Origin of the sequence: Paenarthrobacter sp. AT5, from assembly GCF_032764245.1 — a bacterium.
Lineage (GTDB): Bacteria > Actinomycetota > Actinomycetes > Actinomycetales > Micrococcaceae > Arthrobacter > Arthrobacter ureafaciens.
In genome coordinates, this window is the sequence record NZ_CP136441.1 from 814481 (window position 1) to 840204 (window position 25724).

26 protein-coding genes and 1 tRNA gene are annotated in these 25724 nt (G+C 64.0%); 12 read left to right on the plus strand and 15 right to left on the minus strand.

Annotated elements, in window-relative coordinates; all coding sequences use genetic code 11:
* Positions 1-25 precede the first annotated feature (25 nt).
* The 6 genes from RI444_RS03850 (at position 26) to RI444_RS03875 (ending at position 5381) form a co-directional block, all read left to right on the plus strand.
* On the plus strand, positions 26-568 hold the full coding sequence (locus tag RI444_RS03850; protein WP_021474667.1) for a PadR family transcriptional regulator: 543 nt from the start codon (positions 26-28) through the stop codon (positions 566-568).
* Between the two features lie 173 nt (positions 569-741).
* Positions 742-3012, plus strand: coding sequence for a carbon starvation CstA family protein (locus RI444_RS03855; RefSeq protein WP_207605101.1), 2271 nt, complete (start codon positions 742-744; stop codon positions 3010-3012).
* Positions 3012-3203, plus strand: a complete 192-nt coding sequence (locus tag RI444_RS03860) for a YbdD/YjiX family protein (RefSeq protein WP_207605956.1) — start codon at positions 3012-3014, stop codon at positions 3201-3203. Before RI444_RS03855 ends, RI444_RS03860 begins: the two co-directional genes overlap by 1 nt.
* A 92-nt stretch (positions 3204-3295) precedes the next feature.
* Positions 3296-3955 carry a bacterial proteasome activator family protein gene (locus tag RI444_RS03865; protein ID WP_021474247.1) on the plus strand — a complete coding sequence of 220 codons (660 nt, stop codon included), beginning with the start codon at positions 3296-3298 and terminating at the stop codon, positions 3953-3955.
* Positions 3956-3963: 8 nt separating this feature from the next.
* Entirely contained in the window at positions 3964-4419 is a 456-nt protein-coding gene (locus RI444_RS03870; RefSeq protein WP_021474248.1) for a hypothetical protein, read from the plus strand.
* Between the two features lie 122 nt (positions 4420-4541).
* Positions 4542-5381 carry an aldo/keto reductase gene (locus tag RI444_RS03875; RefSeq protein WP_021474249.1) on the plus strand — a complete coding sequence of 280 codons (840 nt, stop codon included), beginning with the start codon at positions 4542-4544 and terminating at the stop codon, positions 5379-5381.
* 113 nt (positions 5382-5494) lie between these two features.
* Here the strand turns inward: RI444_RS03875 and RI444_RS03880 are convergent, their stop codons facing one another.
* From RI444_RS03880 to RI444_RS03915, 8 genes are all read right to left on the minus strand, one after another.
* The gene (locus RI444_RS03880; RefSeq protein WP_207605955.1) at positions 5495-7060 is read right to left on the minus strand and encodes an APC family permease; all 1566 of its coding nucleotides are present in this window, start codon (positions 7058-7060) and stop codon (positions 5495-5497) included.
* A gap of 150 nt (positions 7061-7210) precedes the next feature.
* The gene (locus tag RI444_RS03885) at positions 7211-8863 is read right to left on the minus strand and encodes a GMC family oxidoreductase (RefSeq protein WP_207605100.1); all 1653 of its coding nucleotides are present in this window, start codon (positions 8861-8863) and stop codon (positions 7211-7213) included.
* Positions 8864-10360 (minus strand): aldehyde dehydrogenase family protein, encoded by a 1497-nt coding sequence (locus RI444_RS03890; RefSeq protein WP_069694689.1) that lies wholly within the window; start codon positions 10358-10360, stop codon positions 8864-8866.
* A 323-nt stretch (positions 10361-10683) separates the two neighbouring features.
* On the minus strand, positions 10684-11283 hold the full coding sequence (locus tag RI444_RS03895) for a TetR/AcrR family transcriptional regulator (RefSeq protein ID WP_062095270.1): 600 nt from the start codon (positions 11281-11283) through the stop codon (positions 10684-10686).
* A gap of 91 nt (positions 11284-11374) precedes the next feature.
* The gene (locus tag RI444_RS03900; protein ID WP_166186858.1) at positions 11375-12415 is read right to left on the minus strand and encodes a hemolysin family protein; all 1041 of its coding nucleotides are present in this window, start codon (positions 12413-12415) and stop codon (positions 11375-11377) included.
* Positions 12412-13767: a hemolysin family protein gene (locus RI444_RS03905; protein WP_179014467.1), complete on the minus strand. Its 1356-nt coding sequence runs from the start codon at positions 13765-13767 to the stop codon at positions 12412-12414. The genes RI444_RS03900 and RI444_RS03905 overlap by 4 nt, the downstream gene beginning before the upstream one ends.
* 233 nt (positions 13768-14000) lie before the next feature.
* A complete protein-coding gene (locus RI444_RS03910; RefSeq protein WP_179014469.1) occupies positions 14001-14702 on the minus strand; it encodes a hypothetical protein in 702 nt (233 codons plus the stop codon).
* 197 nt (positions 14703-14899) lie between these two features.
* Positions 14900-15145, minus strand: a complete 246-nt coding sequence (locus tag RI444_RS03915; RefSeq protein WP_021474257.1) for a hypothetical protein — start codon at positions 15143-15145, stop codon at positions 14900-14902.
* Between the two features lie 10 nt (positions 15146-15155).
* Here RI444_RS03915 and RI444_RS03920 point away from each other — a divergent pair, with 10 nt between their 5' ends.
* Positions 15156-15584: a GerMN domain-containing protein gene (locus RI444_RS03920; protein ID WP_207605099.1), complete on the plus strand. Its 429-nt coding sequence runs from the start codon at positions 15156-15158 to the stop codon at positions 15582-15584.
* Between the two features lie 93 nt (positions 15585-15677).
* Here RI444_RS03920 and RI444_RS03925 read toward each other — a convergent pair.
* From RI444_RS03925 to tmk, 4 genes are all read right to left on the minus strand, one after another.
* Positions 15678-15750 (minus strand) — tRNA-Thr (locus RI444_RS03925).
* A gap of 86 nt (positions 15751-15836) precedes the next feature.
* On the minus strand, positions 15837-17381 hold the full coding sequence (locus RI444_RS03930) for an alpha/beta hydrolase (protein WP_021474259.1): 1545 nt from the start codon (positions 17379-17381) through the stop codon (positions 15837-15839).
* An 8-nt stretch (positions 17382-17389) separates the two neighbouring features.
* Complete coding sequence (locus tag RI444_RS03935; RefSeq protein ID WP_207605098.1) at positions 17390-18541, minus strand: DNA polymerase III subunit delta'; 1152 nt, start codon at positions 18539-18541, stop codon at positions 17390-17392.
* On the minus strand, positions 18538-19188 hold the full coding sequence (tmk, locus tag RI444_RS03940) for a dTMP kinase (RefSeq protein ID WP_062095278.1): 651 nt from the start codon (positions 19186-19188) through the stop codon (positions 18538-18540). The genes RI444_RS03935 and tmk overlap by 4 nt, the downstream gene beginning before the upstream one ends.
* Positions 19189-19270: 82 nt before the next feature.
* On the opposite strand from tmk, the gene RI444_RS03945 reads away from it, so the two are divergent.
* Together RI444_RS03945 and RI444_RS03950 are read left to right on the plus strand one after the other, a co-directional pair.
* Positions 19271-20455, plus strand: a complete 1185-nt coding sequence (locus RI444_RS03945) for a trans-sulfuration enzyme family protein (protein WP_207605097.1) — start codon at positions 19271-19273, stop codon at positions 20453-20455.
* A gap of 10 nt (positions 20456-20465) precedes the next feature.
* Positions 20466-20807 carry a DUF2516 family protein gene (locus RI444_RS03950; RefSeq protein WP_021474263.1) on the plus strand — a complete coding sequence of 114 codons (342 nt, stop codon included), beginning with the start codon at positions 20466-20468 and terminating at the stop codon, positions 20805-20807.
* Here RI444_RS03950 and RI444_RS03955 read toward each other — a convergent pair.
* On the minus strand, positions 20792-21637 hold the full coding sequence (locus RI444_RS03955) for a class I SAM-dependent methyltransferase (RefSeq protein ID WP_207605096.1): 846 nt from the start codon (positions 21635-21637) through the stop codon (positions 20792-20794). The two genes, RI444_RS03950 and RI444_RS03955, sit on opposite strands and share 16 nt — an antisense overlap.
* A gap of 67 nt (positions 21638-21704) precedes the next feature.
* On the minus strand, positions 21705-22013 hold the full coding sequence (locus tag RI444_RS03960) for a hypothetical protein (RefSeq protein WP_207605095.1): 309 nt from the start codon (positions 22011-22013) through the stop codon (positions 21705-21707).
* A gap of 21 nt (positions 22014-22034) precedes the next feature.
* Between RI444_RS03960 and RI444_RS03965 the strand changes: the two genes are divergently transcribed.
* On the plus strand, positions 22035-22781 hold the full coding sequence (locus RI444_RS03965) for a phosphoglyceromutase (protein ID WP_021474265.1): 747 nt from the start codon (positions 22035-22037) through the stop codon (positions 22779-22781).
* 94 nt (positions 22782-22875) lie between these two features.
* On the opposite strand, the gene phoU is transcribed toward RI444_RS03965, so the two are convergent.
* Entirely contained in the window at positions 22876-23529 is a 654-nt protein-coding gene (phoU, locus tag RI444_RS03970) for a phosphate signaling complex protein PhoU (protein ID WP_062095285.1), read from the minus strand.
* Positions 23530-23727: 198 nt separating this feature from the next.
* Between phoU and RI444_RS03975 the strand changes: the two genes are divergently transcribed.
* Complete coding sequence (locus RI444_RS03975; protein WP_197521596.1) at positions 23728-25005, plus strand: sensor histidine kinase; 1278 nt, start codon at positions 23728-23730, stop codon at positions 25003-25005.
* Complete coding sequence (locus RI444_RS03980) at positions 25002-25682, plus strand: response regulator transcription factor (protein WP_207605094.1); 681 nt, start codon at positions 25002-25004, stop codon at positions 25680-25682. Before RI444_RS03975 ends, RI444_RS03980 begins: the two co-directional genes overlap by 4 nt.
* Positions 25683-25724 lie beyond the last annotated feature (42 nt).

A 25724-nucleotide genomic window follows, 5' to 3' on the forward strand; every position in this document is an offset into this window, starting at 1 on the left:
CCCGACCACTACAGCGAGGAGCCCCATGTCCATCCGGCACAGCCTCCTGGCCTTGCTCCAGGGCCAGCCCAGGTACGGCTACGAGCTGCGCTCGGAATTCGAAGAACGCACCGGCGCCGCGTGGCCGTTGAACATCGGGCAGGTGTACACAACCCTGGACCGCCTTGAGCGGGACGGGCTGGTCAGCAAAGACGGCGACGACGGCGGGGGACACGTCGTCTACAGCATCACTGACGCCGGGGTAGCCGAGGTGGATGCCTGGTTTGAGGATGCGGTTGAGCGCGGCAACCCGCCCCGCAACGAGATCGCCATCAAGCTGGCGCTCGCCGTCACCCTTCCCGACGTCGATCCTTCCGCGGTGATCCAATCCCAGCGCGAGGTTTCGTTGCGCGCCCTGCAGGACTACACCCAGGCCAGGAAGGCGGCCTCGGCGGGTCAGCGCCCGGCGGATACGGCCTGGCTCCTGGTCCTGGATTCCCTGATCTTCCAAGCGGAAGCCGAGGTCCGCTGGCTGGACCTGTGCGAAGCCCGGATGGTGCAGGCTCAAGGCCGCAACCACTCCAACTAACCGCCGTTCATCGCAGCATCACTACCGTTCACCGCACCCGGACGGGCCTGGGCGGTGGGTCGCCCTTCCCCGGGGAACCTCCTTGCTAGCGTGCGCTTGTCGTGTGTCCGCGCACGGCATCATGACGCCAACGCAGGCAGCACAGCGCCGCGGCAGGTCTCAAGGAGGAGAAAATGGGCAAGTTACCTGAGCAAACCGGACTCGTGGAGGGATTGGACCCCACGCTGCCCGCGCCGGCAGTGGACGATTCAGTCCGCGAAGCCGAGGAACGGAAATGGACTCCCGCCAAGATCGGTCTCTGGGTAGCCATTGCGCTGCTGGGCGGCGTCGCCTGGGTGATGCTGGCCCTGGTCCGCGGCGAGACTGTCAACGCCATCTGGTTCGTTTTCGCAGCGGTTTGTACCTACCTGATCGGCTACAGGTTCTACTCCAAGGTCATTGAACGGTATCTGACCAAGCCGGATGACCGTCGTGCCACCCCGGCCGAATACAAAGCCGACGGCAAGGACTACGTCCGCACGGACCGGAACGTCCTGTTCGGGCACCACTTTGCCGCGATCGCCGGTGCCGGGCCGCTGGTGGGACCTGTCATCGCAGCCCAGATGGGGTACCTCCCCGGCACTATCTGGATCATCATCGGCGTCGTACTGGCCGGTGCCGTGCAGGACTATCTGGTGCTGTTCTTCTCCATGCGCCGCGGCGGCCGGTCCCTGGGCCAAATGGCGCGCGAGGAACTTGGCGTCATCGGCGGAACCGCCGCCCTGGTGGCCACCCTGCTGATCATGATCATCATCGTCGCCATCCTGGCGCTGGTTGTGGTCAACGCTTTGGGTGAGAGCCCGTGGGGTGTCTTCTCGGTGGGCATGACCATCCCGATCGCGCTCTTCATGGGCGTCTACCTTCGCTTCATCCGTCCCGGAAGGGTGATGGAGGTGTCCATCATCGGCTTCGTACTGCTCATGGCAGCCATCATCGGCGGCGGCGCCGTGGCCGGAACGGAATGGGGCGCAGCCTTCTTCCACCTGGACAAGGTGACCATCGCCTGGGGCATCATCATCTACGGCTTCATCGCCGCCATCCTGCCGGTGTGGCTGTTGCTGGCGCCCCGCGATTACCTGTCCACCTTCATGAAGATCGGTGTGATCGCCATGCTGGCCGTGGCCATCATCGTGGTCCGTCCGGAGATCAACGTCCCGGCCTTCAGCGAGTTCGCCAGCCGTGAGAACGGTCCGGTCTTCTCCGGTGCGCTGTTCCCGTTCCTCTTCGTGACCATTGCCTGCGGTGCCCTCTCCGGCTTCCACGCCCTCATCTCCTCCGGCACTACGCCGAAGCTCATTGAGAAGGAACGGCAGACCCGGTTCATCGGGTACGGCGGCATGCTCATGGAGTCCTTCGTCGCGATCATGGCCCTGGTGGCCGCAATCTCGATCGACCGGGGCATCTACTTCGCCATGAACGCACCCTTGGCGCTCACCGGCGGAACGGTTGAGTCCGCTGCGCAGTGGGTGAACAGCCTGGGCCTGGCGAATGTGAACATCACCCCCGACGTCCTGGCGCAGACCGCGAGCGACGTGGGGGAGGAGAGCATCATCTCCCGTTCCGGCGGTGCTCCCACCCTGGCCGTTGGCTTGGCGCACATCATGCAGCAGTTCATCGGCGGTCCGGGAATGATGGCGTTCTGGTACCACTTCGCAATCATGTTCGAGGCGCTCTTCATCCTGACGGCCGTCGATGCAGGCACCCGCGTAGCCCGCTTCATGCTGCAGGACTCGATCGGCAACTTTGTTCCCAAGTTCAAGGAAGCGTCATGGCGCCCGGGTGCCTGGATCTGCACAGCCATCATGGTGGCAGCGTGGGGCGCCGTCCTCCTGATGGGCGTCACGGATCCGCTCGGCGGCATCAACACCCTGTTCCCGCTGTTCGGCATTGCGAATCAGTTGCTGGCTGCCATTGCCTTGGCGGTCTGCATGGCCATCGCGGCGAAACGCGGAACGTTCAAGTTCCTGTGGATCGTGGCCGTCCCGTTGGCCTTTGCCGCCGTCGTGACCATTACGGCGAGCTTCCACAAGATCTTCTCGCCTGTTCCCGCCGTCGGCTATGTCGCGAACAACGCAGCCTTCAGCAAGGCTTTGGCGGACGGAAAGACGGAGTTCGGCACGGCCAAGACCGTAGCGGCCATGGAAGCCGTGGTCCGCAACACCATGATCCAGGGAGTGTTGTCGGTCATCTTCGTGACCCTCAGCATCATTGTGATCGTCACAGCCATCATCGCGACGGTGCGGGCCCTGCGCGCCGGAGGCGGCGAGGACCATGAGGACTCTGCCCTCCCCTCCAAGGTGTTCGCCCCCGCCGGCCTGATCCCGACGGCAGCGGAGAAGGAGTTGCAGGCAACATGGAACGCACTGCCGCCGGAGAAGCGTTTGGAGAAGGCCGGGCATCACTGATGAATGCCGTCCTCAAGGGCCTCCGTGGCTTCGCCGGTTACCTCCGGGCGGTCATGGGCGCCGACGCGTACCAAAAGTACGTTGAGCACTTCGAAGCTGTAGGCCATTCCGGTCCCGTCATGACTGAACGCGAGTTCTGGCGGGACCGGATGGACCGGCAGGACGCCAACCCCCAAGGCCGCTGCTGCTGAATCCCGGTGGCCATGGGAGTTTCGCTACAAACGAAGTCCAAAAAGGCCGACCGACCCCGGTTGGTCCGCTTGGGCGTGAGAGTATGAAACCCATGAGCGATCTGAACGACATTCAGCCCAAGGATGAGGCTTCGGACGACACCCCTGTTGAGGGCACTCCCGTGGAGGGCAACGCGCTGGACGGGGATGCCCCGGCCGCGGCCGACGGGAAACCGGGCGACGCCGGGGACGGTAAGCCGAAGGGCTCCAACCTGCAGGAACTGGTGGATGAACCGGCCAAAGTGATGCGGATCGGAACCATGATCCGCCAGTTGCTGGAAGAAGTGAAGAGCGCTCCCTTGGACGAAGCTGCCCGGGGCCGCCTGGCCGAGATCCACGAACGCTCCATCAAGGAATTGGAAGATGGCCTGGCGCCCGAGCTGATTGAAGAGCTGGAACGCATCAGCCTGCCGTTCCCCGATGAAAAAGCACCCTCTGACGCCGAGCTTCGGATCGCCCAGGCCCAGCTCGTTGGCTGGCTTGAAGGTTTGTTCCACGGCATCCAAGCCGCCATCGCCGCCCAGCAGGCCGCGCGCGACCACGCAGCAGCCCAGCGGCAGCTGCGCCAGTTGCCCCCGGGTACGGTGATCGCGCCGGGGATCATTATTGGCGAGAACGGCCAACCGCAGAGGGCTGCTGCTCCAGGAGCCGCGGCGCCTGGGTCCCCGGGACGTCCCGAGGACCCCGACCACGGTCCGGGCCAGTACCTCTAAGCTCGTCCATGAGTTTCTTTGGGGCCGTCCGGCAAGGGCGGAAGGATGATCTTGAGCTTGGCAAGGGCCTGTGGCGCCGGGCCCATGACCGTTTTCAACGCGGGCTGGACCGGTACCATCAGGTCCTTGAGGGTGTCGAGGACGATCAGCTGTACGGCGAGCTGGTAGAGATCGCAAATTCCTTGGCCGCTTTGCTGCCCCGGGTTCGGGCGGTGTGCGTGGAAGCCCAGAAGCGCTCACCCAGCGACGGCTTGGATGTTCCCGGTGCTTTGGCAGGAGTGCACCGGGCGCTGTCCAAGGCAGGAAATGCCTTGGCCACCACCGCCGAGGCGGCAGCCATGCTTCGCCTCGCCGTGGGGCCGGTTCCTGTGGGCGCCCTGTCCGTGCACCGCCGCGCGGAGGCCGTCTTCGAGCAGGTCGCTGACGCTGAGCGGCTGATGAATGAGCAAGGCGAAAACCCCTAAAGCGTGCGGCGCATGCAACTACCCGCGTGCGCCCTTATTCCCTTGGTGCAATGAGTTAAGCGGATAGCTGATCTTCCTGTTTTCGGGCGCGCAGAGCGGCCTGAGGCTGGCAGGATGGCATCATGACTTCCTCACCAACACTGACTTTCAACGACGGCAACACCATCCCCCAGCTCGGCTACGGGGTGTGGCAGGTTGAAGACGATGTAGCCGAAAAGGTGGTCCGCCAGGCGTTCGAAGCCGGCTTCCGCCACATCGACACCGCCAAGATCTACGGCAACGAATCCGGTGTGGGCCGTGCCATTGCCTCCTCCGGCCTCTCCGCCGAGGAAATCTTCATCACCACCAAGCTGTGGAACGCTGACCAGGGCTACGAGTCCACGCTGGCGGCCTTCGAGGACTCCATGGACCGCCTGGGCCTGGAAACCCTGGACCTCTACCTCATCCACTGGATGCAGCCCAAGCAGGACAAGTACGTTGACACCTGGAAGGCCCTGATCGAGCTTCAGAAGCGCGGCCGGGTCAAGTCCATCGGCGTGTCCAACTTCAGCATCGAGGGCCTGCAGCGCCTCATCGACGAGACCGGAGTAGTACCGGCCATCCACCAGGTGGAGCTGCACCCGTTCTTCAACCAGTCCGAGCTGCGTGCCTTCGACGCCGCACAGGGCATCCTCACGCAGGCCTGGTCGCCGCTGGGCCAGGGCGGCGAGCTGCTCGAGAACGCGACTATCGCCGAGATCGCCGCCAAGCACCATGCCACCCCCGCACAGGTGGTTATTGCCTGGCACCTCGCGATCGGCAACGTGGTCATTCCCAAGTCCGTCACCGAATCCCGTATTCAGGAAAACTTCGCCGCGCTGTCCGTGAAGCTGGATGAAGCCGACGTCGAGGCCATCAACGGCCTGGACCGCGGCGCTGAAGGCCGCATCGGACCGGATCCCGCAGTTTCCGACTTCGCCTGATTCTTAAACAGGCGCCCCCACCCAACTGGGTAGCAGTTGTGCGCGTTTTGATCGCTCAAAACGCGCACTACTGCTACTTACACGGGTGGGGGCGTTCTGGTTAAGAACCGGAGTTAAGGTACGACGGCGGCGGACGGGTTCGCTGCCTCGCCTGCGGGCCTGGCCTGCTCGCCTGAGGCCGGGTGCGCGGCGACGGCCGCTGCATGCTCGGCCAGCACACCCGTTTGGTGCCTGATCTTCAGCCGGTAGAGCAGCGCGCCGCCAACAGTCACCGTGGCCACGAAGATCACGCCGCCCCACTGGAGGTACCACTCAAAAGGCGGAACGGAGTTGTAGATTTCCTGTCGGGGCCAGATGAGGTTCAGCGTCATGGCCCCACCCCACAGCACGGCCACAATGTTCACCGGAAGCCCCCACTTGCCCATGCAGAACCCGGGCTCGGATCCGTCGTTGGCAAGCGGCCACTTCTTCAGGAACCGCTTGCGCAGCAGGGGCACTGTCACCAGCAGGTAGGACATGTAGATCAACACGATGCTGATGCTGGAAAGAATGGTGAAGATCGCGGGCTGCATCACGTTGATGAGCAGTGGGATTACCGCTATAACCCCGATGACGATCGCAGCCACCGTGGGCGTCCTGCGGACCGGATCAACCTTGCTGAGCTGCCGGCTGAACGGCAGGTTGTTGTCCCTTGCCATGGCGAACATCATGCGGATCGCCGCCGCGTGAACGGCGAGCGTGCAGACCACGACAGCCACCACGATGCACACCAGGAAGGCTTTGCCGAAGGGTCCGCCGAGGACGCTCAGGACGATGTACTGCAGGCCGCCGTCAGCGTGTCCCACCTTGGGGTCGCTGAGGTCGGGAGCGGCCAGGATGCCGAACAACAGCATCAGTCCGCCCAGCAGGAACGACGCCGTGACGGCGCGAAGGACCGCCTTGGGTGCTGTCTTCTTGGGATCCTTCGTTTCCTCGCCCAGGGAGCTGGCCGTGTCAAAGCCGTACATCACGTACCCGGATGCCATGGCGCCGATCAGGAAGACGCCGAAGAAGCCAAGGTCGTGGCCTTCACCGAAGCCGGCAGTATCAAAGAAGACTTCCGGACCCCGGACAACGTGCCAGCCCAAGGCAAGGATGAGCAGCACCGCGGCGATCAGCTCCACGAAGACCCCGATGCTGTTGATGCGGGTCATGAGCTTCACGCCGAAGGCGTTGATCAGGGTGGAAAGGGTGATCATGATCGTCGCCAGAACCACACCGTTCATGGCGAAGTCGAAGGGACCACTGCCATCTCCGACGAACTGGAACCCGGACCACAGTTGCGGCAAGGTGATCTGCAGCGCCAGTGCTACAGAACCCAGGGCCATGATCGAGGACAGCAACAACAGCCAACCGGCCAACCAGGACATCGTCCCGGTCGACAACCGCTTGGCCCAGTTATAGACCGAACCGGCTACCGGGTAACGTCCGGCGAGCTCGGCGAAGCAAAGGGCCACCATGAGCTGGCCTACGAAGACTATGGGCCAGGACCAGGCGTAGGCCGGGCCGGCCATGGAAAAACCGAAATAGAAAAGCTGGAAAACACCGGTAAGGATGGAGATATAGCTGACGCCGGCAGCGAAGCTGGCGAACTTGCCAATGCTGCGGTCGAGGGTTTGCGTGTAGCCAAATTCGTCCATGCCGCTTGAATCATTACTCTTGCTGGGTTCCACTGTGGACTCCTCATCAGAAAAGCAAGATCGGATCGGCCGCCCTGGGGCGCGGCGGAATCGAAAATTTTTGCTGTGGATACTTATCCCCCCTAGGAGGCGCCCCCGTTGGGGGGCCCCTTAGGCGTACGACGGCGTGAAGTCCTCCTCTGCGGTAACAGAGACGGCAAGGTTCGCTTCAGCCCGGGCAGCCTTGATCAGGTCCGCGCACCGCTCGCCGATCATCATGACGGTGATGTTGGGATTCACGGTCACATGCTCGGGCATGACCGACGCATCGGCGACCCGCAACCCGGTGACCCCCTTCACCCGCAACTCGGGATCCAAAGGTGACATGTCGTCGTCGTACGCGCCCATCCGCACGGTTCCCACCGGGTGGTACACCGTGTTGTGGGTCTTGCGGATGTACTCCCGCAGCTCCTCGTCCGTCTGGGCCTCAACGCCGGGCGACAGCTCGCGTCCCGTCCATTCAGCCATGGCAGGCTGCGCGGCAATCTCGCGGGCCTTCCGGATACCGGCCACCATGACGCGCATGTCATGTCCGTCCGGGTCCGTGAAGTAGCGGGGATCCACCATGGGCTTGTCCCGGAAGTCCCGGCTGCGGAGACGGACCGTGCCGCGGGAGCGGGCGTGTGTGACGTTGGGAGTGAGACTGAAGCCGTTTTCCGTCGTGGGGTAGCCGTGGCGCAGGGTGTTCATGTCGAACGGAACCGAACCGTAGTGCATCATCAAGTCCGGCCGGTCCAGGCCATCCTCCGTGGGAGTGAAGATGCCGATCTCCCACCACTGCGTGGAAGTCTGCACCATCGGCTGCTTGGCCTCGTACTGCACCAGGCCCTCGGGATGGTCCTGCAGGTTCTCGCCCACCCCGGGGGAGTCCACCAAAGCCTCAATGCCGTACTCGGCGAGGTGGGCCGCCGGGCCGATGCCGGAGAGCATCAACAGCTTGGGGGAATCGATGGCGCCTGTGGACAGGATGACCTCGTGGTTGACCGTCAGTCGGTGCGTGCGGCCGAAAGCCGAATCGACAACATCGACGCCGGTACAGCGCTTGCCTGCGTCGAACACCAGTTGGCGCGCCCTCAACCCTGTCAGCAGGGTGAAGTTGGGGCGTTCGATGATGGGGTGGATGTAGGACACCGAACTGGAGGACCGGGTACCGTCCGCACGGCGGTTGATCTGGAAGAAGTTCGCTCCGTTGATCACCGTGGTGCCTGTGTTGAACTTAGTGCGGGGAATGCCCGCCTGCTCGCAAGCATCCAGCAGGGCAACGCCGGCAGGATCGGCAGGTGGGACGTTCATGAGGTGTACCGGGCCCGAATCACCATGATGCGGAGCCTCCGGGCCGGCGTCCTCGTTGGTCTCCAGCCGCTTGTACAGCGGCCAGGCAGCATCAGCGTTCCAGCCGCTGGCACCGTACTTGGACTCCCACTCGTCCAGGTCTTCCCGGGGTGCCCAGAAAGCGATGCAGGAGTTATGGCTTGAGCAGCCACCCATCACCTTGGCACGTGCATGGCGCATGAAGGAGTTTCCGTTTTCCTGCGGCTCGATCGGGTAGTCCCAGTCGTAGCCGGATTCCAGCAACTCCATCCAGCGGTCCAGCTGCAGGACCTCAGGAATGTTGCGGTCGTCCGGGCCGGCTTCCACCAGCGCGACAGTGACATCAGGGTCCTCGCTCAACCTGGCGGCCACTGCGGCTCCCGCAGATCCGCCGCCGATGACGACGTAGTCGAACGTGCGCTCGCCGAGGGCGTCGATGGTGTCGAAGTGCATCTAGTTCTCCTTGCTGTGGTCAGCGAACCAGCCGGTTACCTGCGGCCTGGTGTTCTGGTAGATGTGCTTGGCTTCCTGGTACTCGGCCAGTCCCGTGGGGCCGAGCTCCCGGCCCACTCCCGACTGTCCGAAGCCGCCCCACTCCGCCTGCGGGAGGTAGGGGTGGTAGTCGTTGATCCAGATGGTGCCGTGCCGGAGCCTGCCCGCCACCCGTTGCGCCTTCCCGGCGTCCTGCGTCCACACTGCTCCGGCCAGCCCGTAGATCGTGTCGTTGGCGGTTGCCACGGCTTCGTCTTCGGTGCGGAAAGTTTCCACGGTCACTACCGGGCCGAATGCCTCATCGGTCACCACCGACATTCCCCGCGTGACGCGGTCCAGGACGGTCGGCCGGTAGTAGAAACCGGCGTCGTACTTATCGCCTTCCGGCGCCCCGCCGCCGGTCCGCAACCGGGCACCCTCGGCGATGCCGCGTTGGACGTACTCGTGGACCTTGTCGCGGTGGTCGGCAGAGATCAGCGGGCCGGTTTCCGCGTCCTCGTCGAAGGGGCCGCCCAAGCGGATGGCTTCTGCGCGGCGGGCCAGTTCGTCGACGAAGCGTTCGGCGATGGATTCCTCCACCAGCAGCCGTGCGCCTGCCGAGCAAACCTGCCCGGAGTGCAGGAACGCGCCGTTGAGCGCATTGTCGACGGCGGCGTCGAAGTCCGCGTCGGCGAAGACCACGTTGGGGTTCTTGCCACCCAGTTCCAGCGCCACCTTCTTGACGGTTGCGGCAGCGGCCGCGGCGATGCTCTTGCCGGTCTCCAGGCCGCCGGTGAAGGAAACGAGGTCGACGTCGGGGTGTTCCGTCAGCGGTGCGCCCACCTTCCGCCCGGGACCGGTGACAAGGTTCGCGACGCCGTCGGGCAGTCCCAGGTCCTTCATGAGCTGCATGCACAGGATGCTGGTGGAAGGGGTCAACTCTGCTGGTTTGAGGACGAACGTGCAGCCTGCGGCCAGTGCCGGTGCAATCTTCCACGCCGCTTGGAGAAGGGGGTAGTTCCACGGGGTGATGAGGCCGCAGACGCCGACGGGCTCGTAGACGATCCGGCTGACGACGTCGGGGTTCCCGGCGTCTACCACCCGGCCCGGCTGCTGGCCCGCGAGCTTGCCGAAGTATTCGAAGCACGCAGCGATGTCATCGATGTCGATGCGGCTCTCGATGATGCGTTTTCCGGTGTCCAAGGATTCGGCCCGTGCGAATTTTTCGCGGTGTTCGCGCAGTCCGGCTGCGACTTTGAGCAGGAAGGAGCCGCGCTCGGGGGCGGGGACGGAAGACCAGACGCCTGAGTCGAAGGCTGCCCGGGCTGCGGCGATCGCGCGTTCGGCGTCTTCCTTGCCACCTTCGGAAACGGTGGCGACAACTTCACCGTCAGCCGGGTTTCGGATCTCCCGGGCGGCACCGGAAGCAGCTGCCTCCCATGAACCGTTGATGAAGAGCGTGGATGCTGTTGTTGACATTGTTCTCCCTATGAATCGGGCAAAGTGCTGGGCTTGGAGAGCGGGGTCCGCCAGGATTCGGGCACGGCGCGGCCGGGCCTTGTATGGCTTTGGCGTGTTGCCTGTGGTGTTGGAGTTACGAGCCGTTGATCCGGCACGAAGGTCTGTATGTGGCGTGCCTGGCTGCGATGCAGCGGTGGCCTGTGGTGCTAGGAGCCTGGACTGAGTGTGTCGTAGGTCATAGAAAGACAGTAGAACACTTTGAACGATCGTTCAAGACTTTGCGGCATCAGATATATCAAGCCGTGAGTTTGTGACTTTTAGCAGGCGATCCGGCGTCGGCGTCAGCTTGCTTCAGGCGCCGGGGCGAAAGCGATCTCTTCCGTGCGGGCGATGCTGCGCTCGATGGCGGCCGCGTCGATGCCGAGGAGGGAGGTCAGCCACATGCCGTTCTGGATGACGACGACGTCGGCGGCCCGGTCGCGGCATTCACCCCAGGAAAGCCCGGGCTTGGCATTGGAGATCAGGGACGCCAAACCGTCCAGGTAGCGGTCAAACGCGGCAGCGTTGATCTCGGCGTAGCCCTCATCGGCTTGCGCGAGGGCCCACAAATGCAGGCGCAGGGACAAATAACGGGTAGTCAACAGGTCGGCGCCGGCCACCCGGCGGAGGGCGCGGCGGAGGTGCTCCACGGGGTCAGCGGCTGGGTCTGGTGCCACGAGGAGGAGGTCGTGTTCATCAACGTGCTGCAAGGCCGCCCGGATCAGGCTGGTTTTGTCGTCGTAGTAATAGTTCACCAGGCCAAGGGCCACTCCGGCCTCGCGGGCCACAGCACGCATGCTGACCCCGGAAATACCGTGCCGGGAGAGCAACTCCAAGGCCGCTTCGAGGATGCGGGACTGTTTGTCGAGCTGCTCGCCGGATTTCAAGGTATCTGTCCCCATAGGGCCAGACTAACGTGCCCGCACAGGTGAGGCCCGGTCCGCGCGTCCTGTCGTCATGGTGGAGCGCAAACCGGGCCTTGCCGTGGTGGCCTTAAACGCTGGTGGCGTCCTCGACCTCGCCTACCAGTTCCTCGATGATGTCTTCCAGGAACAGCATGCCGGTGGTGGCGCCGTCGGAGTTGAAGACGCGGGCAATGTGTGCGCCGCTTCTGCGCATCGAGGCCAAGGCATCCTCAAGCTCGCTGCCCACATAGACCGAGGCCAGGCGGCGGATTCGCTTCTCGGGCACCGGACGGTTGAACTTTTCCGTGGTGGTCAGGTCCATCACGTCCTTCAAGTGCAGGTAACCGGAGGGTTGGCCGTCCCGGTCAGTGAGGATGTAACGGGAATACCCATGCTCCGCTACTGTCCTTTGGATGTCGGCCGGGGTTGAAGAATCCGGCAACAACACCATGTCGGCAATCGGTACTTCAACCTCGCCCACCGTCTTGGACGTGAACTCGAAAGCAGCGGTCAAGGTGCCGCTGGTGTCATTCAATGTACCCACGCGGGTGGACTGCTCAACGATCGTGGCTACTTCATCCAAGGTGTAGGCGCTGGTGGCCTCCTCCTTTGGCTCCACGCGGAACAGGCGCAACACGGAGTTCGCGATCCCGTTCAACGTCCAAATCACGGGCTTGAACACCTTTGCCACGAGAACCAGCGGGGGAGCGAGGATGAGGGCGGCGCGGGTTGGGACCGAGAAGGAGATGTTCTTGGGAACCATCTCGCCCACCACCACGTGGAGGAACGTCACCAACACCAGGGCCACCACGAAGGCAATGATGCCAATGGCTTCCGCCGGAAGGGACGTCAGGCCCAACGGGATCTCCAGCAAGTGGTGGATGGCCGGTTCGGAGACATTCAGGATCACCAGCGAGCAGACCGTAATACCAAGCTGGCTGGTGGCCAGCATCAAGGTGGCATGCTCCATGGCCCACAGTGTGGTCTTCGCTGCTTTGCTGCCGGCCTCGGCCTTGGGCTCGATCTGTGACCGCCTGGCCGAAATCACGGCAAACTCGGCGCCCACGAAGAACGCGTTCACAACCAGTAGGACGACCAGCCAGATGATGCCGGGAAGGTACTCGCTCATGGCCGAAGCTCCTCGGAGATCTTGTTGATGATCTGGTCATGGGTGCTGATTTGTTCGGTGTCGGGGTCCGGAGTGAAACGGATACGCCCCAGCTGGGCGCCGGCCACTCTTTCCACCCGCAGAACGCCCCCGCCGACCGCAACTTCGTCGCCCAATTCAGGCACCCGGTCCAGCTGGTCGGACATGAACCCGGCCACGGTGTCGTATTCTTCCCCTTCGGGGACGACGATTCCCGTCCGGTCCAGCAACTCATCCGGCCGCAGGGACGCGTCGAACGTGATGGAGCGTCCCACGCGGACCACACCTGCCCGGGCCCGATCATGCTCGTCCTCGAGTTCGCCCACGATTTCCTCCACGAGGTCTTCGAGGGTCACAATCCCTGCAGTTCCGCCATGTTCATCGGACACGATCGCTACCTGCAGGCCCTGTTTGCGGAGCAGAACCAGCAACGCGTCCACGTCCTTGGACTCCGGAACATACAACGGTTCGGTCATCAGGGACGTCGCCACCACTGCATCGCGCTGCTCCAAGGGGACGGCGAAGGCCTGTTTCACGTGCAGGACGCCCAGGATTTCGTCCCGGTCCCGGCCAATCACCGGGAAGCGCGAAAACCCCGTAGCAGAGGCCAACTCCACGATCTCGGCGGCAGTTTGGTCAGCATCCACCGCCATCATACGGACACGGGGAGTCATGACGTCACCGGCCGTGTGCTCCGAGAACCGGAGGGTTCGGTTCAGCAACTCGGCATGGTCCTGATCCAGAAGGCCTTCCATGGCGGACCGCCGCACCAGCGAGGACAGCTCCTCTGCTGAGCGTGCACCGGAGAGCTCCTCCTTCGGCTCGATGCCGAAGGACCGGATGATCTTGTTTGCGGTGTTGTTGAACAGCAGGATTGCGGGTTTGAAGACGGCGGTGAACAGCGCCTGGAAAGGAACCACCACTTTGGCTGTTGCGAGGGGCAAGGCCAAAGCGAAGTTCTTGGGGACCAGCTCGCCGATCACCATCGAGAACACAGTGGCAAGGAAAATCCCCGCAACTGCCCCCACCCCGGGAACCACATCAGCCGGGAGGCCCCAGGACTGCAGGGGCTCGCTGAGCATCCGGCTGATGGCGGGCTCAAAGGTGTAGCCGGTGAGCAGCGTGGTCAGCGTGATGCCGAGCTGCGCGCCGGACAAGTGCGTCGAGGTGATCTTGAGGGCCTTGATGGTTGGCCCCAGCCGCTTTTCGCCGCGGGCTTGGCGGGCTTCAAGTTCGGTCCGGTCCAGATTGACCAAAGCGAACTCCGAAGCGACGAAGAATCCAGTGCCGACAGTGAGGACGAGGCCTATGCCGAGCATGATCCATTCATACATTCGGGCGCCCCTCTCCCTGGGAGACCGGCAATCCGGTCAGCGGGCAGAGGGGCCTGGGCATATGTGAAGGAGGGTCATCCATAATGTCGTCATTCTACGGGTTGGTTGAGGACCGTGGCGTTCTTGTGCGCCGCAGGCTGAAACCGGAACCGTGAGAAGGCGCAGACCGTTGATGATCCCGGAAGGGCGTTGTAAACCAAAGAAACCCCCGGAAATCCGCAGTTCCGGGTTCTTCAGCCTGCCCGCGGGCCGGGGTCGTGCGCCTTCCGCCGTCCGTCCCGGTGGGACAGGTAGGCGAACACCACCAGGGCGGCGCCGGCCACGATCATGACCACAGGGAAGGCGAAATCCGCAGGGATCAGCAGGACCGTGGCCTGGAGGATGAAGATCAGCCCCATCACCGCCAGTGCCCCGGCCGGAATCAACGGCCATTTCATCCGTTTCCTGTGGTCGCTGGTTTCATCGACGCGCACCGGAACCAGCGAAAGCACACCAAAGGTGGCCGCCAAACCCAGGAAGAGGATGGCGGCGGTAGGGGTACCCTGCAGTTCCTGCGGGAGGGCCACGATGACCGCCAGGGTGAACATGACGCCGGAAGGGATCAGGGCCCACCAGTTGCCCGGTTCGCGGAGGAACACGGCGGCAAAGCCGGCACCCATGAAGACGAACAGGAAGGCTGCACCCCAGGCGCCGCCCGTGAGCTGGGCGGTGGTGATAACCGCAGCCAGGCCCAGGAACACGGACCCGGGGATGGCCGCCCACCAGTTCGCCCGACGACGGATGAACAGGGCAAGGAACACGACCCCAACGGCCGCGAAAATCAGCGGTGCCACGAAAGATGCGGTGTCCATGATGCCCACCCTGTCCAGCAGCAGCAGGACCCCCAGCACAATGATGACGACGCCTGCGATGATGCTTGCGTTTGCCGATTTCACCGTATGCCTCCCGGATCCGGCAGCCGGCCCTTCACCGCGCTGCTTAACTCAGGCTAGGACCGGTCCCGGACCGTAAACAGGGCACAAAGCCCCCGCCTGCCATGCAGGCGGCCCCAACAGCCCGGACTTTAGTCCCTGTTATGGAATAACCCTCAGGCGTAGCTTGAAAGTGGCGCCGGCAACGGCGTCGTCAGGTTTCAAGGGGGCATCATGACCAGGCCCAGGTTCTCGGCACTCTGCATTCTTGGGCTCAGCAGCCTGATGGTCCTGACAGCCTGCTTCGGGCCGCCGAGTCCGTCGCCCACCACGAGCAGCGCCAGCCCAAGCGCGACGACTGGCCCCACCTCAACAGCGGGCACGACGGCGTCGGCCACCACCTCAGCCCCGGCCGCTTCCACGCCTGCCGCGCCGCCGTCGTCCGCCCCCGCAAGCCCGCCAGCCACGCAGGAACCAGTGCCGTCCGGTCTCCCTGAACAGACCGGACCGCTCACCGTTTACTACGTGGCCGTCGGCGACAACGGCGTCTCCGGGCCGCGCATCGGGTGCGGTGACAGCGTGGTGGCCACCACGACGGCGCCGGTCACCTTCACGGACCAGGTGGGCCCGAGCATCAACGCCCTTCTTGCCAACAAGAGCCGCGACGTCGGCCTCTCCGGGCTGATCAACGTGCTGTACCAGTCCAACCTCAGTTACCTTGGCGGCGAGCTGAACGGCAGCGGCATCACCATTTGGCTCTCCGGGCAGTTCATGCTGGGTGGCGTATGCGATGTCCCGCGCGCGAAGGCCCAGCTGGAATACACCGCCATGGCCGCGTCCGGAGCGACGAGCGCGCGGGTGTTCGTGAACAACCGGCCGATCGACGAGGTGCTAAGCCTCAAGTAGGGCGTGCGTGGCTTCCGGAGCAGCCCGCGGGTCAAAACGGTCAATAAAAAACCCCGGATTGCCCTTGAAGTAGGGCTATCCGGGGTTCAACCGAGCTTCCTATCAGAATCGAACTGATGACCTTTTCATTACGAGTGAAACGCTCTACCGACTGAGCTAAGGAAGCACCGCGTCCATCTGCCGTTTCCGGCCGATCACGCAAGACATAACTGTAATAGAGTCACGCGGCCCGGGTCAAAACGGGCAGGAGCCCTAGCATTTCAAGCCGTCCTGCGGCAGCTTGCCGTCTACAAAGTAGTCGTCGACGGCGGTGCTGACGCAGGAGTTGGAGCGGCCGTAAGCTGTGTGCCCCTCACCCTCCCAGGTCACCAGGGCGGCGTTTTCCAGTTGCTTGCGAAGGGACTCCGACCATTCCAAAGGCGTGGCCGGATCACCGGTGGTGCCGATCACCACGATGGGTGCGGAACCCGTGTAATCGACGGCTGCCGGCTGGCGTTTTGGCTGGTACGGCCATTCCTTGCACGTCAGGCCGCCGTAGGCGAAGAAGCTGCCAAATGTGGGGGAGTCCTGCTTGAGCTTGGCTTCTTCTGCGCGCATCCCGGCGGTGTCAGTGACCATGGGGTAGTCAAGGCAGTTGATGGCGGTGAAGGCGAAGGCCGAGTTGGAGGTGTATTTTCCGCTGGGGTCCCGGTCCGCGCCGAGGTCCGCGATGCGGAGCATCTGGGAGACATCTCCGGAGAAAGCGGTCTCCAACGCCTGGGTCAAAGCCGGCCAGCTTTGGTTGTCGTACAACGGCAGAATCAGGCCGTTCACGAATTCGGTTCCCGTGACGAGCCGTCCGTCCCGGGCAGTCTGCGGATTCGCGTCCACCGCATTGATGAGGTCCCGGATCTCTTGGACGCCGTTGTCTACTCCGCCGCTCAGCGGGCAGTTGTTTTGGCCCAGGCAGTTGGCTACGTAGGTCCGGATGGCTTTCTCGAACGCCCTCGCCTGACCAGCGGTGAGTTCTTCGTTGCTGATGGAGGGATCAACCGCGCCGTCGAGGACCAGCCGCCCGACGTTCTCCGGGAACAGGTCTGCGTACGTGGAGCCCAGGAACGTTCCGTACGAGTAACCGAGGTAATTGAGCTTGGCGTCGTTGACCACGGCCCGGAGGACGTCAAGGTCCTTGGCGGCGCTCACGGTATCAATGTGTTCAAGGACCGGCCCGGTCTTTTCGGCGCACTGCTTGGCCACCGTTTTGTTGAAGGCCAGCGCAGCGGCCAGTCCCTCGTCCGTGTCCTTCCGGAAGTCCTTCTCACGCGCAGCGTCCCGTTCGGCATCCGACGACATGCAGGTCACAGGTGCGGACCTCTTAACGCCCCGGGGATCGAAACCCACGATGTCGTAGTTGGAGCGCAGCTTCTGGGTGAAGTGCGACTTTCCGCTGTCCTTGACGAAGTCGACGCCGGAGCCGCCCGGCCCGCCCGGGTTGATCAGGACCGTGCCTTTCTTGCTGCCGTTGCTTGCAAGCTTGATGGCTGAGAGGGTGATCTCCTCCGAATCCGGTTTTCCGTAATCCAGGGGGACCTGCACCTTGCCGCATTCGAACCCGTCTTCGCAGGAACTCCACTCCACCCCCTGGGAGTAGAACTTCTCCAGTCCTTCCGGCGCGGACGCAGCGATTGAGGGGTCCACCGTACTGGTGGAAGGTTTGGCTGTGGGGGCGGGAAGGAACGGCAGGGAGCATGCGCTGAGCACCAGCATGGACACCATGGCGAGGCAGAACGCGGCGAACCGGCGGGGTGCGGACTTCATGGATTCTCCTATTGCTGGATCAGGCTTGTAGCCATTGACTCCACTGCCAACAGCGGTGCCACGTTGGTAGTGGTGATGCGGACGCGTGCCTTATTGATGGCGTCCATCCGGGCGAGCGTGGTTTCGGGGGCGGACTGGCGCGCGTACTCTTCCAGCTCGCTCTGTAGCTCAACGTTAACCAAGTCCACCGCGTTCCCAAGCTGGATGATGAGGACATCACGGTAGAAGGACAACAGGTCCGTCAGGGTCCGGTCCAGCGAATCCGTGACGGAGCGCTTGGCGCGGCGCTTCTGGTCGTCTTCCAGCTGCTTGACCTGGCTGCGCATCGACGGCGGAAGGGTGCCGGATTCGGGCGCCCCGAGGCTTGACAACAATGCCACTTTTTCCGCAGCGTCGCGTTCGTCGTTGGAACTGTTGGCCTCTTCCGTGGCGATCTTCACCAGCTTTTCGGCCATCATCACCGCTGCCGTTACTCCGCGCAGGCCAAGCGGAATGCGGACTGTTTCCAAACGGCGTTCCCGGGCGTCGGCGTCGCGTGCCAGTCGCCGGGCGATGCCGATGTGGCTCTGTGCCGCGCGTGCGGCCCGCTCGGCAAGGCCACGTTCGACTCCGTCGCGCCTCACCAAAAGATCGGCGACGTCGGAGGCAGGAGGCAAGCGCAAGGTCACCGGGCGGCATCGCGAACGAATGGTTACGAGCACATCTGCCGGGGAGGGTGCGCACAGCATCCATATGGTCCGGGGAGTGGGCTCCTCGATGGCTTTGAGCAGCACGTTGGTGGTCCGTTCGGCCATGCGGTCGGCGTCCTCCACCACGATGATGCGCCAACGGCCGGTGGAAGGCCGGTCGCCGGCTTTGGCCACCAATTCCCGGGCCTCGTCAATGGTGATGGTGACTTTCTCGGTCCGCACGAACGTAACGTCCGAGTGTGTTTCGCCAAGGATGGTATGGCACGCGGGGCATTCGCCGCAGCCCCGCAAAGTGACGTCGTCCTGCTGGCAGTTGAGGGCCGCAGCGAAGGCCTTGGCGGCATTGGAACGGCCGGATCCGGGCGGACCCGTGAACAGCCACGCATGGGTCAGGCCGCTCTCTGACTGGGCGGCCTGTTTCAACTGTGCGACTACCGGGGCTTGTCCCTGCAGGTCATCCCATACGCTCATTGGCTGACCCGATCACCCAACAGGGCTTCCACCCGTTCGAGGATCCGTGCAGCCAACGTCTCGATGTCCAAGGCCGCGGGCAGCACCAGGTAGCTGTCCGGCGCGGCGGCAGCCAACTGGAGGAAGGCATCCCGGATTGCTGTGTGGAAAGTGTCGGGTTCGGATTCCAGCCGGTCCTCGGCGGCGTCACCCGCCGTCCGCCGTTCGCGACCGTCGGAGGGCTCGACGTCGAGCAGTACCGTGAGGTGCGGATGGAGCCCTTCGGTTGCCCACTCGTTGAGCGACCTGACGTCCTCGGCGCCCAGCCCTCGACCAGCGCCCTGGTAGGCGACGGAGGAGTCGATGTAGCGGTCGGTAATGACCACGTGGCCCAACGCCAGGGCCGGACGGATCACCTGGCTGGCGTGTGCAGCACGGGCAGCGGCGAACATTAACGCCTCCGTGCGGGCATCTATGGTGCCGTGGCCGTGGTCCAGCACCAGGGAACGCAGCTTCTCGCCAATGGGAGTTCCGCCGGGTTCGCGTGTCCGCAGCACCGTGAGGCCCTTGGATTCGAGGGCGTCGAAGAGCCGGGCGGCCTGCGTGGACTTGCCCGCTCCGTCCCCGCCTTCGAACGCGATGAAAAGACCTGGGCTCTGGATACTCACCCGTCTAGCCTACCGAGCTTCCCTGACATAAAGATGCGTAATGCCTTTCATCCACAGGGTTCGGCAGCCGTACCCTGAATCCATGAGCCTTTCCGATCACCATGCTGCCGATTTGTCCCCGGAAACCCTTGTGGTTGCTGCCGGGCGGCCTGAACGCAAGCACGATGAACCGGTCAATCCACCCATCGTCCTGTCCTCCACATACTTCGGAACTGGTTCGCTCGGCGACGGGGGCCGCGGCTACGGACGTTATGCCAACCCCACCTGGGATCCTTTCGAGGAAGCCCTCGCCAAGCTCGAAGGCGCGGAGCTCCCCGGCCTGCTGTACGCTTCCGGCCTCGCTGCAGTCAGCTCCGCACTCTCCTTGGTGCCGGCGGGCGGCGTCGTGGTCATGCCCTCGCACAGTTACGCAGGTTCGCTGGTCATGGCCACGGAGCTGGCAGAAAAAGGCGTCCTTGAACTGCGGACAGTGGACATCGCGGATACCGAGGCCGTCAAAGCGTTGATCGATCCTGCAGACGGCAAACCCGCCGACCTGCTGTGGCTCGAAAGCCCCACCAACCCCATGCTCGGCATCGCCGACATCCGGGCCCTGACCGAGGCTGCCCACGCGGTGGGCGCGATCGTGGTTACGGACAATACTTTCTCGACGCCGTTGGTGCAGAAGCCTCTCAGCCTGGGGTCCGACGTCGTACTCCATTCGGTGACCAAGTACCTGGCCGGGCACTCCGACGTCGTCCTCGGCGCCTTGGTGACGTCCAATCCGGAACTGCGCGCCGCCCTTCTGCACCACCGCATCATCCACGGCGGAATCGCCGGTCCGTTCGAGGCGTGGCTTGCCCTGCGGGGCCTGCGGACACTGGCGCTTCGCATTGAGCGGTCGCAGGCCTCGGCGGCGGTCCTGGCCGAGCGGCTAAGCCTTCACCCCCGTGTTGAGGCAATCCGGTTCCCGGGCCTCCCGTCCGATCCCGGCCACCAACGTGCCAAGGACCAGATGCAGGGCTTCGGCTCTATCCTGTGTATCCAGATCGCAGGTGACGCCGCCCGCAGCGGGGCCGATGCGGCCGATGAACTGGTCCGGGCCCTTGAACTGTGGCTCCCTGCTACATCCTTGGGCGGAGTGGAATCGCTGATTGAACGCAGGCGCCGGCACACGGCCGAGCCGCTTAGCGTTCCGGAGAACCTGGTGCGCCTGAGCGTCGGCATCGAGAACGTCGAGGACCTCTGGGCCGACCTCGAGCAAGCGCTGAAGTCGCTGGGCAGCTAGGCTAAAAGGCGTGGACGGAAAATACTTGATTGGCATTGTCACCAGCGGGGTCTACTTCATCTTGGGATTGGTGGCCTTGGCTCTTGAGGTCTGGGCATTCGTGGACTGCTTGCGCCACCGCCCCACCCTCTTTGTCGCTGCCTCCAAGCGCACCAAAACGTTCTGGACCGCCCTCACCGGCATCGCGTTCGCCATCGGTGCGCTGAGCTTGCTCGGTGGTGGAGGCGGACTGGGCCTCTTCGGCATCGCCGCCGTGACCGCGGCTTGCGTGTACCTCGCCGACGTCCGTCCTGCTGTCCGCGAGGCCGGCAGCGGAGGCAACCGCAACGTCGGACCTTACGGACCTTGGTAAGAATCCTCCCGGCGGGGCGCCACGGCGTCCCATGCCACTGTTAGTTCACCCAGCCGCCACCGCGACGGTCCATCCAACAGCGGCCAACCGGCGTCGCGCAATGTCCGGCACATCTGCGTCCAACGTTGCCGGTTCCCGAACGACGCCAGCGGCGCGGCCTCCAGCCACGTCCGGTCCATGGCCTGCAGGAACGTGTGGATCGGCTCGCCCGGCACGTTCCTGTGGATGAGGGCCTTTGGTAACCGCTCCGCCACGTCCGATGGTTGCTCGAAGCTGCCGAAACGCACGGAGAAGCTCAGGCTCAGGGGTCGGGCCGGGTCCAAAGCCACCCACGTGACCCGACGGCCGATTTCGTCACATGTTCCATCAATGAACAAACCACCCGGCGCCAGCCGCGACTGAACCAGATGCCAGATCTCCGGAACGTCGGCTTCCTCGTACTGCCGGAGCACATTGAAGGCCCGGACAATGACCGGCTTGCCGGGGACAGGGAGCTCGAACCCTCCCACATGGAAGCTCAGGCCCCGCCGTTCCAACGGCTTCGCGGTGCGCACCCGCTCGGGTTCGATCTCGATTCCGCAGACGCGGACGTCCGGCCGCACTGCTTGCAGCCGTTCAAAAAGTTCGACGGCGGTGGTCGGGGAGGCGCCGTAGCCCAGGTCGATGACAAGGGGCTCGACGGCGGTGCGGAGCCGCCACGCCTGCGGGCCGGCCAACCACCTGTCCAACCGACGCATCCTGTTGGGATTAGTGGTGCCCCGGGTCACGTTGCCCACCGGCTTCCCGCCCCGGCTCCGGGGAGAGGCTACCCGTTCAGCTTTTTGCACCACGGCTCCACTGTATCGGTGCGGCCCTGGCGGTGCGCGGCGGGGGAGCGTGGGGGCCGCGGCGTCGTGGTTAAGGGTGGTCCGGGGTGGGGGCTGCGGCTGCGGGCTTGGGGCTGGGGTGGGCTTGTCTTGGGCGCACCCTTTGCCGCCCTTCGCTCCCGTGGTTATGGGGGCGCAGTGCGTGAACGGGTGCGATGGCGCCGAAGTAGGGGTGCGCCAGGCGGAAACGGGTGCGGCCGCCCACGAAGAACCCGTGCTCCCCGAGCGCCCAACGGACCACACCGCCGCCCAGATCCCAGAGCCCAGAGCCCGGAGCCCAGAGCCCAGCCCCGGAGCCCAGGGCCCGGTGCACGGCGTAATGCCCGGCGGGAGGGAACACGCCTCGGCTAGGATGAAAACCATGACTTACAAGCTGATTCTGCTGCGCCATGGCCACAGCGAATGGAACGCCAAGAACCTGTTCACCGGATGGGTGGACGTTGACCTGAACGACCAAGGCCGCAAGGAAGCAGCGCGCGGCGGGGAACTCCTGGTCGAGAACAACGTTCTCCCGGACGTCCTCTACACCTCGCTGCTGAAGCGTGCCATCAACACGGCGAACATCGCCCTGGACAAGGCCGACCGCGGCTGGATCCCGGTCAAGCGTGACTGGCGCCTGAATGAGCGCCACTACGGTGCCCTCCAAGGCAAGGACAAAGCCCAGACCCTCGCCGAGTTCGGCGAAGATCAGTTCATGGAATGGCGCCGCAGCTACGACACCCCGCCGCCGCCCTTGGACGACAACAGCGAGTTCTCGCAGGCCAACGATGTCCGTTACAAGGACCTCGGCGACGCCCTTCCCCGCACGGAGTGCCTCAAGGATGTCCTCGTCCGCCTGCTTCCCTACTGGGAATCGGACATCAAGGAAGACCTCAAGGCCGGCAAGACCGTCCTGGTCACGGCACACGGCAACTCCCTGCGTGCACTCGTGAAGCACTTGGACGGCATCAGCGATGACGCCATTGCCTCGCTGAACATCCCGACCGGCATCCCGCTGGTCTACGAACTGGATGAGGACTTCAAGCCCGTCACCCCGGGCGGCACCTACCTGGACCCCGACGCCGCAGCCGAGGCTATCCTCGCAGTGGCCAACCAGGGCAAGAAGTAAGGCTTCGCGGCCCCGGCTGAAGAACGCTGGACATACGACGGCGGTCCGGTCACCTTGGGTGACCGGACCGCCGTCGTGATTTAACTGCCCTGTATTAGAAGCCCTCAGGCTGCCACTCTCCGGTGACCAGGTAGGTGACCTTGCGGGCAACCGAGACCCCATGGTCGGCGAAGCGCTCGAAGTAGCGGCTCGCAAGGGCAACATCCACCGTGGTGGCAGCGGATTCCTTCCACTCGGGAGCAGCGATCGCCTTGAAGACGCTCAAGTGGAGGTCGTCCACCGCGATGTTGATCTTGAGGATGTCGCGGGCAACTTCGAGGTCGCGGGTCTCCAGGAGCTCGATGACCTTGGCGACGATCTCAATGTCGTACCGGGCCATGGCCTGGAAAGTCTCAGTGAGCGAAGAGGGGATGACGTTGGCCGGGTAACGGAGCCGGGCCAGCTGGGCGACGTGCCGGGCGAGGTCGCCCATCCGTTCCAACGAGGCACTCATACGAAGGGAGCCAACAATCATGCGCAGGTCGCTGGCCACCGGACCCTGGAGGGCAAGGATGTCGATGGCACGCTCGTCCAGGCTGTTCTGCAGGAAATCGATGCGCGCATCGGCCGCGATGACGTCTTGGGCAAGGTCAACGTCGGCACCTTCAAAAGCAGTGGTGGCCTTGGTGATAGCTTCGTGAACGAGTTTGGAGATCTCGATGAGGTCGTCGCCAACCTGGGTGAGCTCCGACTGAAAAACCTTGCGCACTAAGGCGTCCTTTCCTTCGAGACCCGGCACAGGCGGCGGCCGGGATCGCAAAAACCACGGGTAGTCCAACAAGCAACATTGACAGTAGCCCGTGAACGGTTCCGCACCTTTAGGTGAACGTTAGTTGAACCGTTCGGGTTTGCCTCCGGAACCATGCATCGCCACGTTTGCACAGCATAAGCTGGTCGAGTGGATCCGTTGCTCGTAGGCGTCATTGCCGGCCTGGTTGGCCTGTCCTTGGGCGTGTTCGGCATGCTCGCTTTCGGCATCAGTGAGCGGCAACGGAAGATCGAGGACTTAGGCATCTCCGAGCCCGTGCTTCCCGAAGGGGCAGCGGAAGTACTGTCCGTGGTGGGCCGTGCTTTCGTGGTGGTGGATGCGATCGACGGCGTCGTCCGGGCCAGCCCCGGCGCCTATGCCTATGGCTTGGTCCGCGGGCACACGGTGGTCCACAAGCAGCTTCTGGAAATGACCGCCAAGGTCCGCCGCGACGGCGTGATCCTGGAAGAACAGTACGAGCTGCCGCGGGGACCGATGGGCAAGGGCGCGATTGTCGTGCAGGTCCGGGCAGCGATGCTCGGGCAGGAATACATACTGCTGCTTGCCGACGACCGCACCGAGATCACCCGCACGGAGGAAATCCGCAACGACTTCGTGGCCAACGTTTCCCACGAACTCAAGACCCCGGTAGGGGCCATCTCCCTTTTGGCCGAAGCCCTCGAAGCGTCCGCGGATGACGAGGAGGCCGTGCGCCGTTTCGCCAAGCGCATGCACAAGGAATCGGGCCGCCTCGCAGCCCTGGTGCAGGACATCATCGAATTGTCACGCCTGCAAGGCGCCAACGTCGCCCAGCAGGGCAACGCCGTGGACGTCAACGCCGTGATCCTGGAGGCCGTGGACCGCTCCCAGCTGCCGGCAGAGAGCAAGAACATACGGATAGTGGTGGGAGGCCATGCGGACACCGAAGTCTTCGGCGACCGGGACTTGCTGGTGACCGCACTGCGCAACCTCATCGACAACGCCATCCGCTACTCGCCCGAAAACAGCCAGGTGGGAGTGGGCGTCCGGACCCGCGAAGGCGTGGTCGCGGTGTCAGTGACGGACCAGGGCGAAGGGCTGACTCCCGAAGACCAGGAGCGCGTGTTCGAGCGCTTCTACCGCGTGGACGCCGCCCGCTCCCGCCACACCGGCGGCACGGGCTTGGGGCTGAGCATCGTCAAACACATTGTCTCCAACCACGGCGGCGAAGTGACGGTATGGTCCCAGCCCGGCCACGGCTCCACGTTCACCATCCGCTTGCCCGAGTTGGAAAGCCAGGACGACGGCGGACTCCCGCCTTCCACTGCCAACCCGGTTCCGCTTCCCGGACAGCACCAGGGGAGCGCCGCCGTCGAACCCCAACGAGCGGGCCACGCTCGCAATGAAAGTCAACAAGAGGGCGCCAGCGGCGCCCAAGAGCAAGGAGCCAGCGCTTGAGCCGGATTTTGATCGTGGAGGACGAAGAGTCCTTCAGCGACCCACTGTCCTACCTATTGGGCAAGGAGGGTTTCGACGTTGAAGTAGTGGACAACGGCAGTGATGCCTTGGTGGAATTCGATCGCAACGGGGCAGACCTCGTCCTGCTTGACCTGCAGTTGCCGGGAACACCAGGAACTGAAGTGTGCAGGCAATTGCGGCAACGCTCCAGCGTGCCGGTGATCATGCTGACCGCCAAGGACTCGGAGATCGACAAAGTAGTGGGCCTGGAACTCGGTGCCGACGACTACGTCACCAAGCCGTACTCTTCACGTGAATTGGTGGCGCGTGTCCGGGCCGTCCTTCGCCGCCAAGGCGAGCCCGAGGAGCTCATCTCTTCCACCGTGCAGGCCGGGCCTGTCCGCATGGACATAGAACGGCACGTGGTCAGCGTTAACGGGCAGCAAGTCTCCCTGCCCCTCAAGGAATTCGAACTGCTGGAGATGCTCCTGCGCAACTCCGGGCGGGTGTTGACCCGCGGGCAGTTGATCGACCGGGTGTGGGGTTCGGACTATGTAGGGGATACCAAGACCCTGGATGTCCACGTCAAGAGGCTTAGGAGCAAGATTGAGCCGGATCCTTCGGCCCCCTGCTATTTGGTCACCGTCCGCGGACTGGGGTACAAGTTCGAGCCGTAGGCCGAGGGCATGGGCCCTAAGTCCATGAAGAAACAAACAAGG

What these genes read in the sequence shown, in the direction of transcription:
- RI444_RS03855 (WP_207605101.1), top strand. Translation starts at nt 742, where the DNA reads ATGGGCAAGTTACCTGAGCAAACCGGACTCGTGGAGGGATTGGACCCC.
- RI444_RS03905 (WP_179014467.1), bottom strand. Translation starts at nt 13,767, where the DNA reads ATGTATGAATGGATCATGCTCGGCATAGGCCTCGTCCTCACTGTCGGC.
- RI444_RS03885 (WP_207605100.1), bottom strand. Translation starts at nt 8,863, where the DNA reads ATGCACTTCGACACCATCGACGCCCTCGGCGAGCGCACGTTCGACTAC.
- RI444_RS03900 (WP_166186858.1), bottom strand. Translation starts at nt 12,415, where the DNA reads ATGAGCGAGTACCTTCCCGGCATCATCTGGCTGGTCGTCCTACTGGTT.
- RI444_RS03875 (WP_021474249.1), top strand. Translation starts at nt 4,542, where the DNA reads ATGACTTCCTCACCAACACTGACTTTCAACGACGGCAACACCATCCCC.
- RI444_RS03870 (WP_021474248.1), top strand. Translation starts at nt 3,964, where the DNA reads ATGAGTTTCTTTGGGGCCGTCCGGCAAGGGCGGAAGGATGATCTTGAG.
- RI444_RS03890 (WP_069694689.1), bottom strand. Translation starts at nt 10,360, where the DNA reads ATGTCAACAACAGCATCCACGCTCTTCATCAACGGTTCATGGGAGGCA.
- RI444_RS03880 (WP_207605955.1), bottom strand. Translation starts at nt 7,060, where the DNA reads ATGGACGAATTTGGCTACACGCAAACCCTCGACCGCAGCATTGGCAAG.
- RI444_RS03850 (WP_021474667.1), top strand. Translation starts at nt 26, where the DNA reads ATGTCCATCCGGCACAGCCTCCTGGCCTTGCTCCAGGGCCAGCCCAGG.
- RI444_RS03945 (WP_207605097.1), top strand. Translation starts at nt 19,271, where the DNA reads ATGAGCCTTTCCGATCACCATGCTGCCGATTTGTCCCCGGAAACCCTT.
- RI444_RS03865 (WP_021474247.1), top strand. Translation starts at nt 3,296, where the DNA reads ATGAGCGATCTGAACGACATTCAGCCCAAGGATGAGGCTTCGGACGAC.
- RI444_RS03930 (WP_021474259.1), bottom strand. Translation starts at nt 17,381, where the DNA reads ATGAAGTCCGCACCCCGCCGGTTCGCCGCGTTCTGCCTCGCCATGGTG.
- RI444_RS03935 (WP_207605098.1), bottom strand. Translation starts at nt 18,541, where the DNA reads ATGAGCGTATGGGATGACCTGCAGGGACAAGCCCCGGTAGTCGCACAG.
- RI444_RS03965 (WP_021474265.1), top strand. Translation starts at nt 22,035, where the DNA reads ATGACTTACAAGCTGATTCTGCTGCGCCATGGCCACAGCGAATGGAAC.
- RI444_RS03895 (WP_062095270.1), bottom strand. Translation starts at nt 11,283, where the DNA reads ATGGGGACAGATACCTTGAAATCCGGCGAGCAGCTCGACAAACAGTCC.
- RI444_RS03860 (WP_207605956.1), top strand. Translation starts at nt 3,012, where the DNA reads ATGAATGCCGTCCTCAAGGGCCTCCGTGGCTTCGCCGGTTACCTCCGG.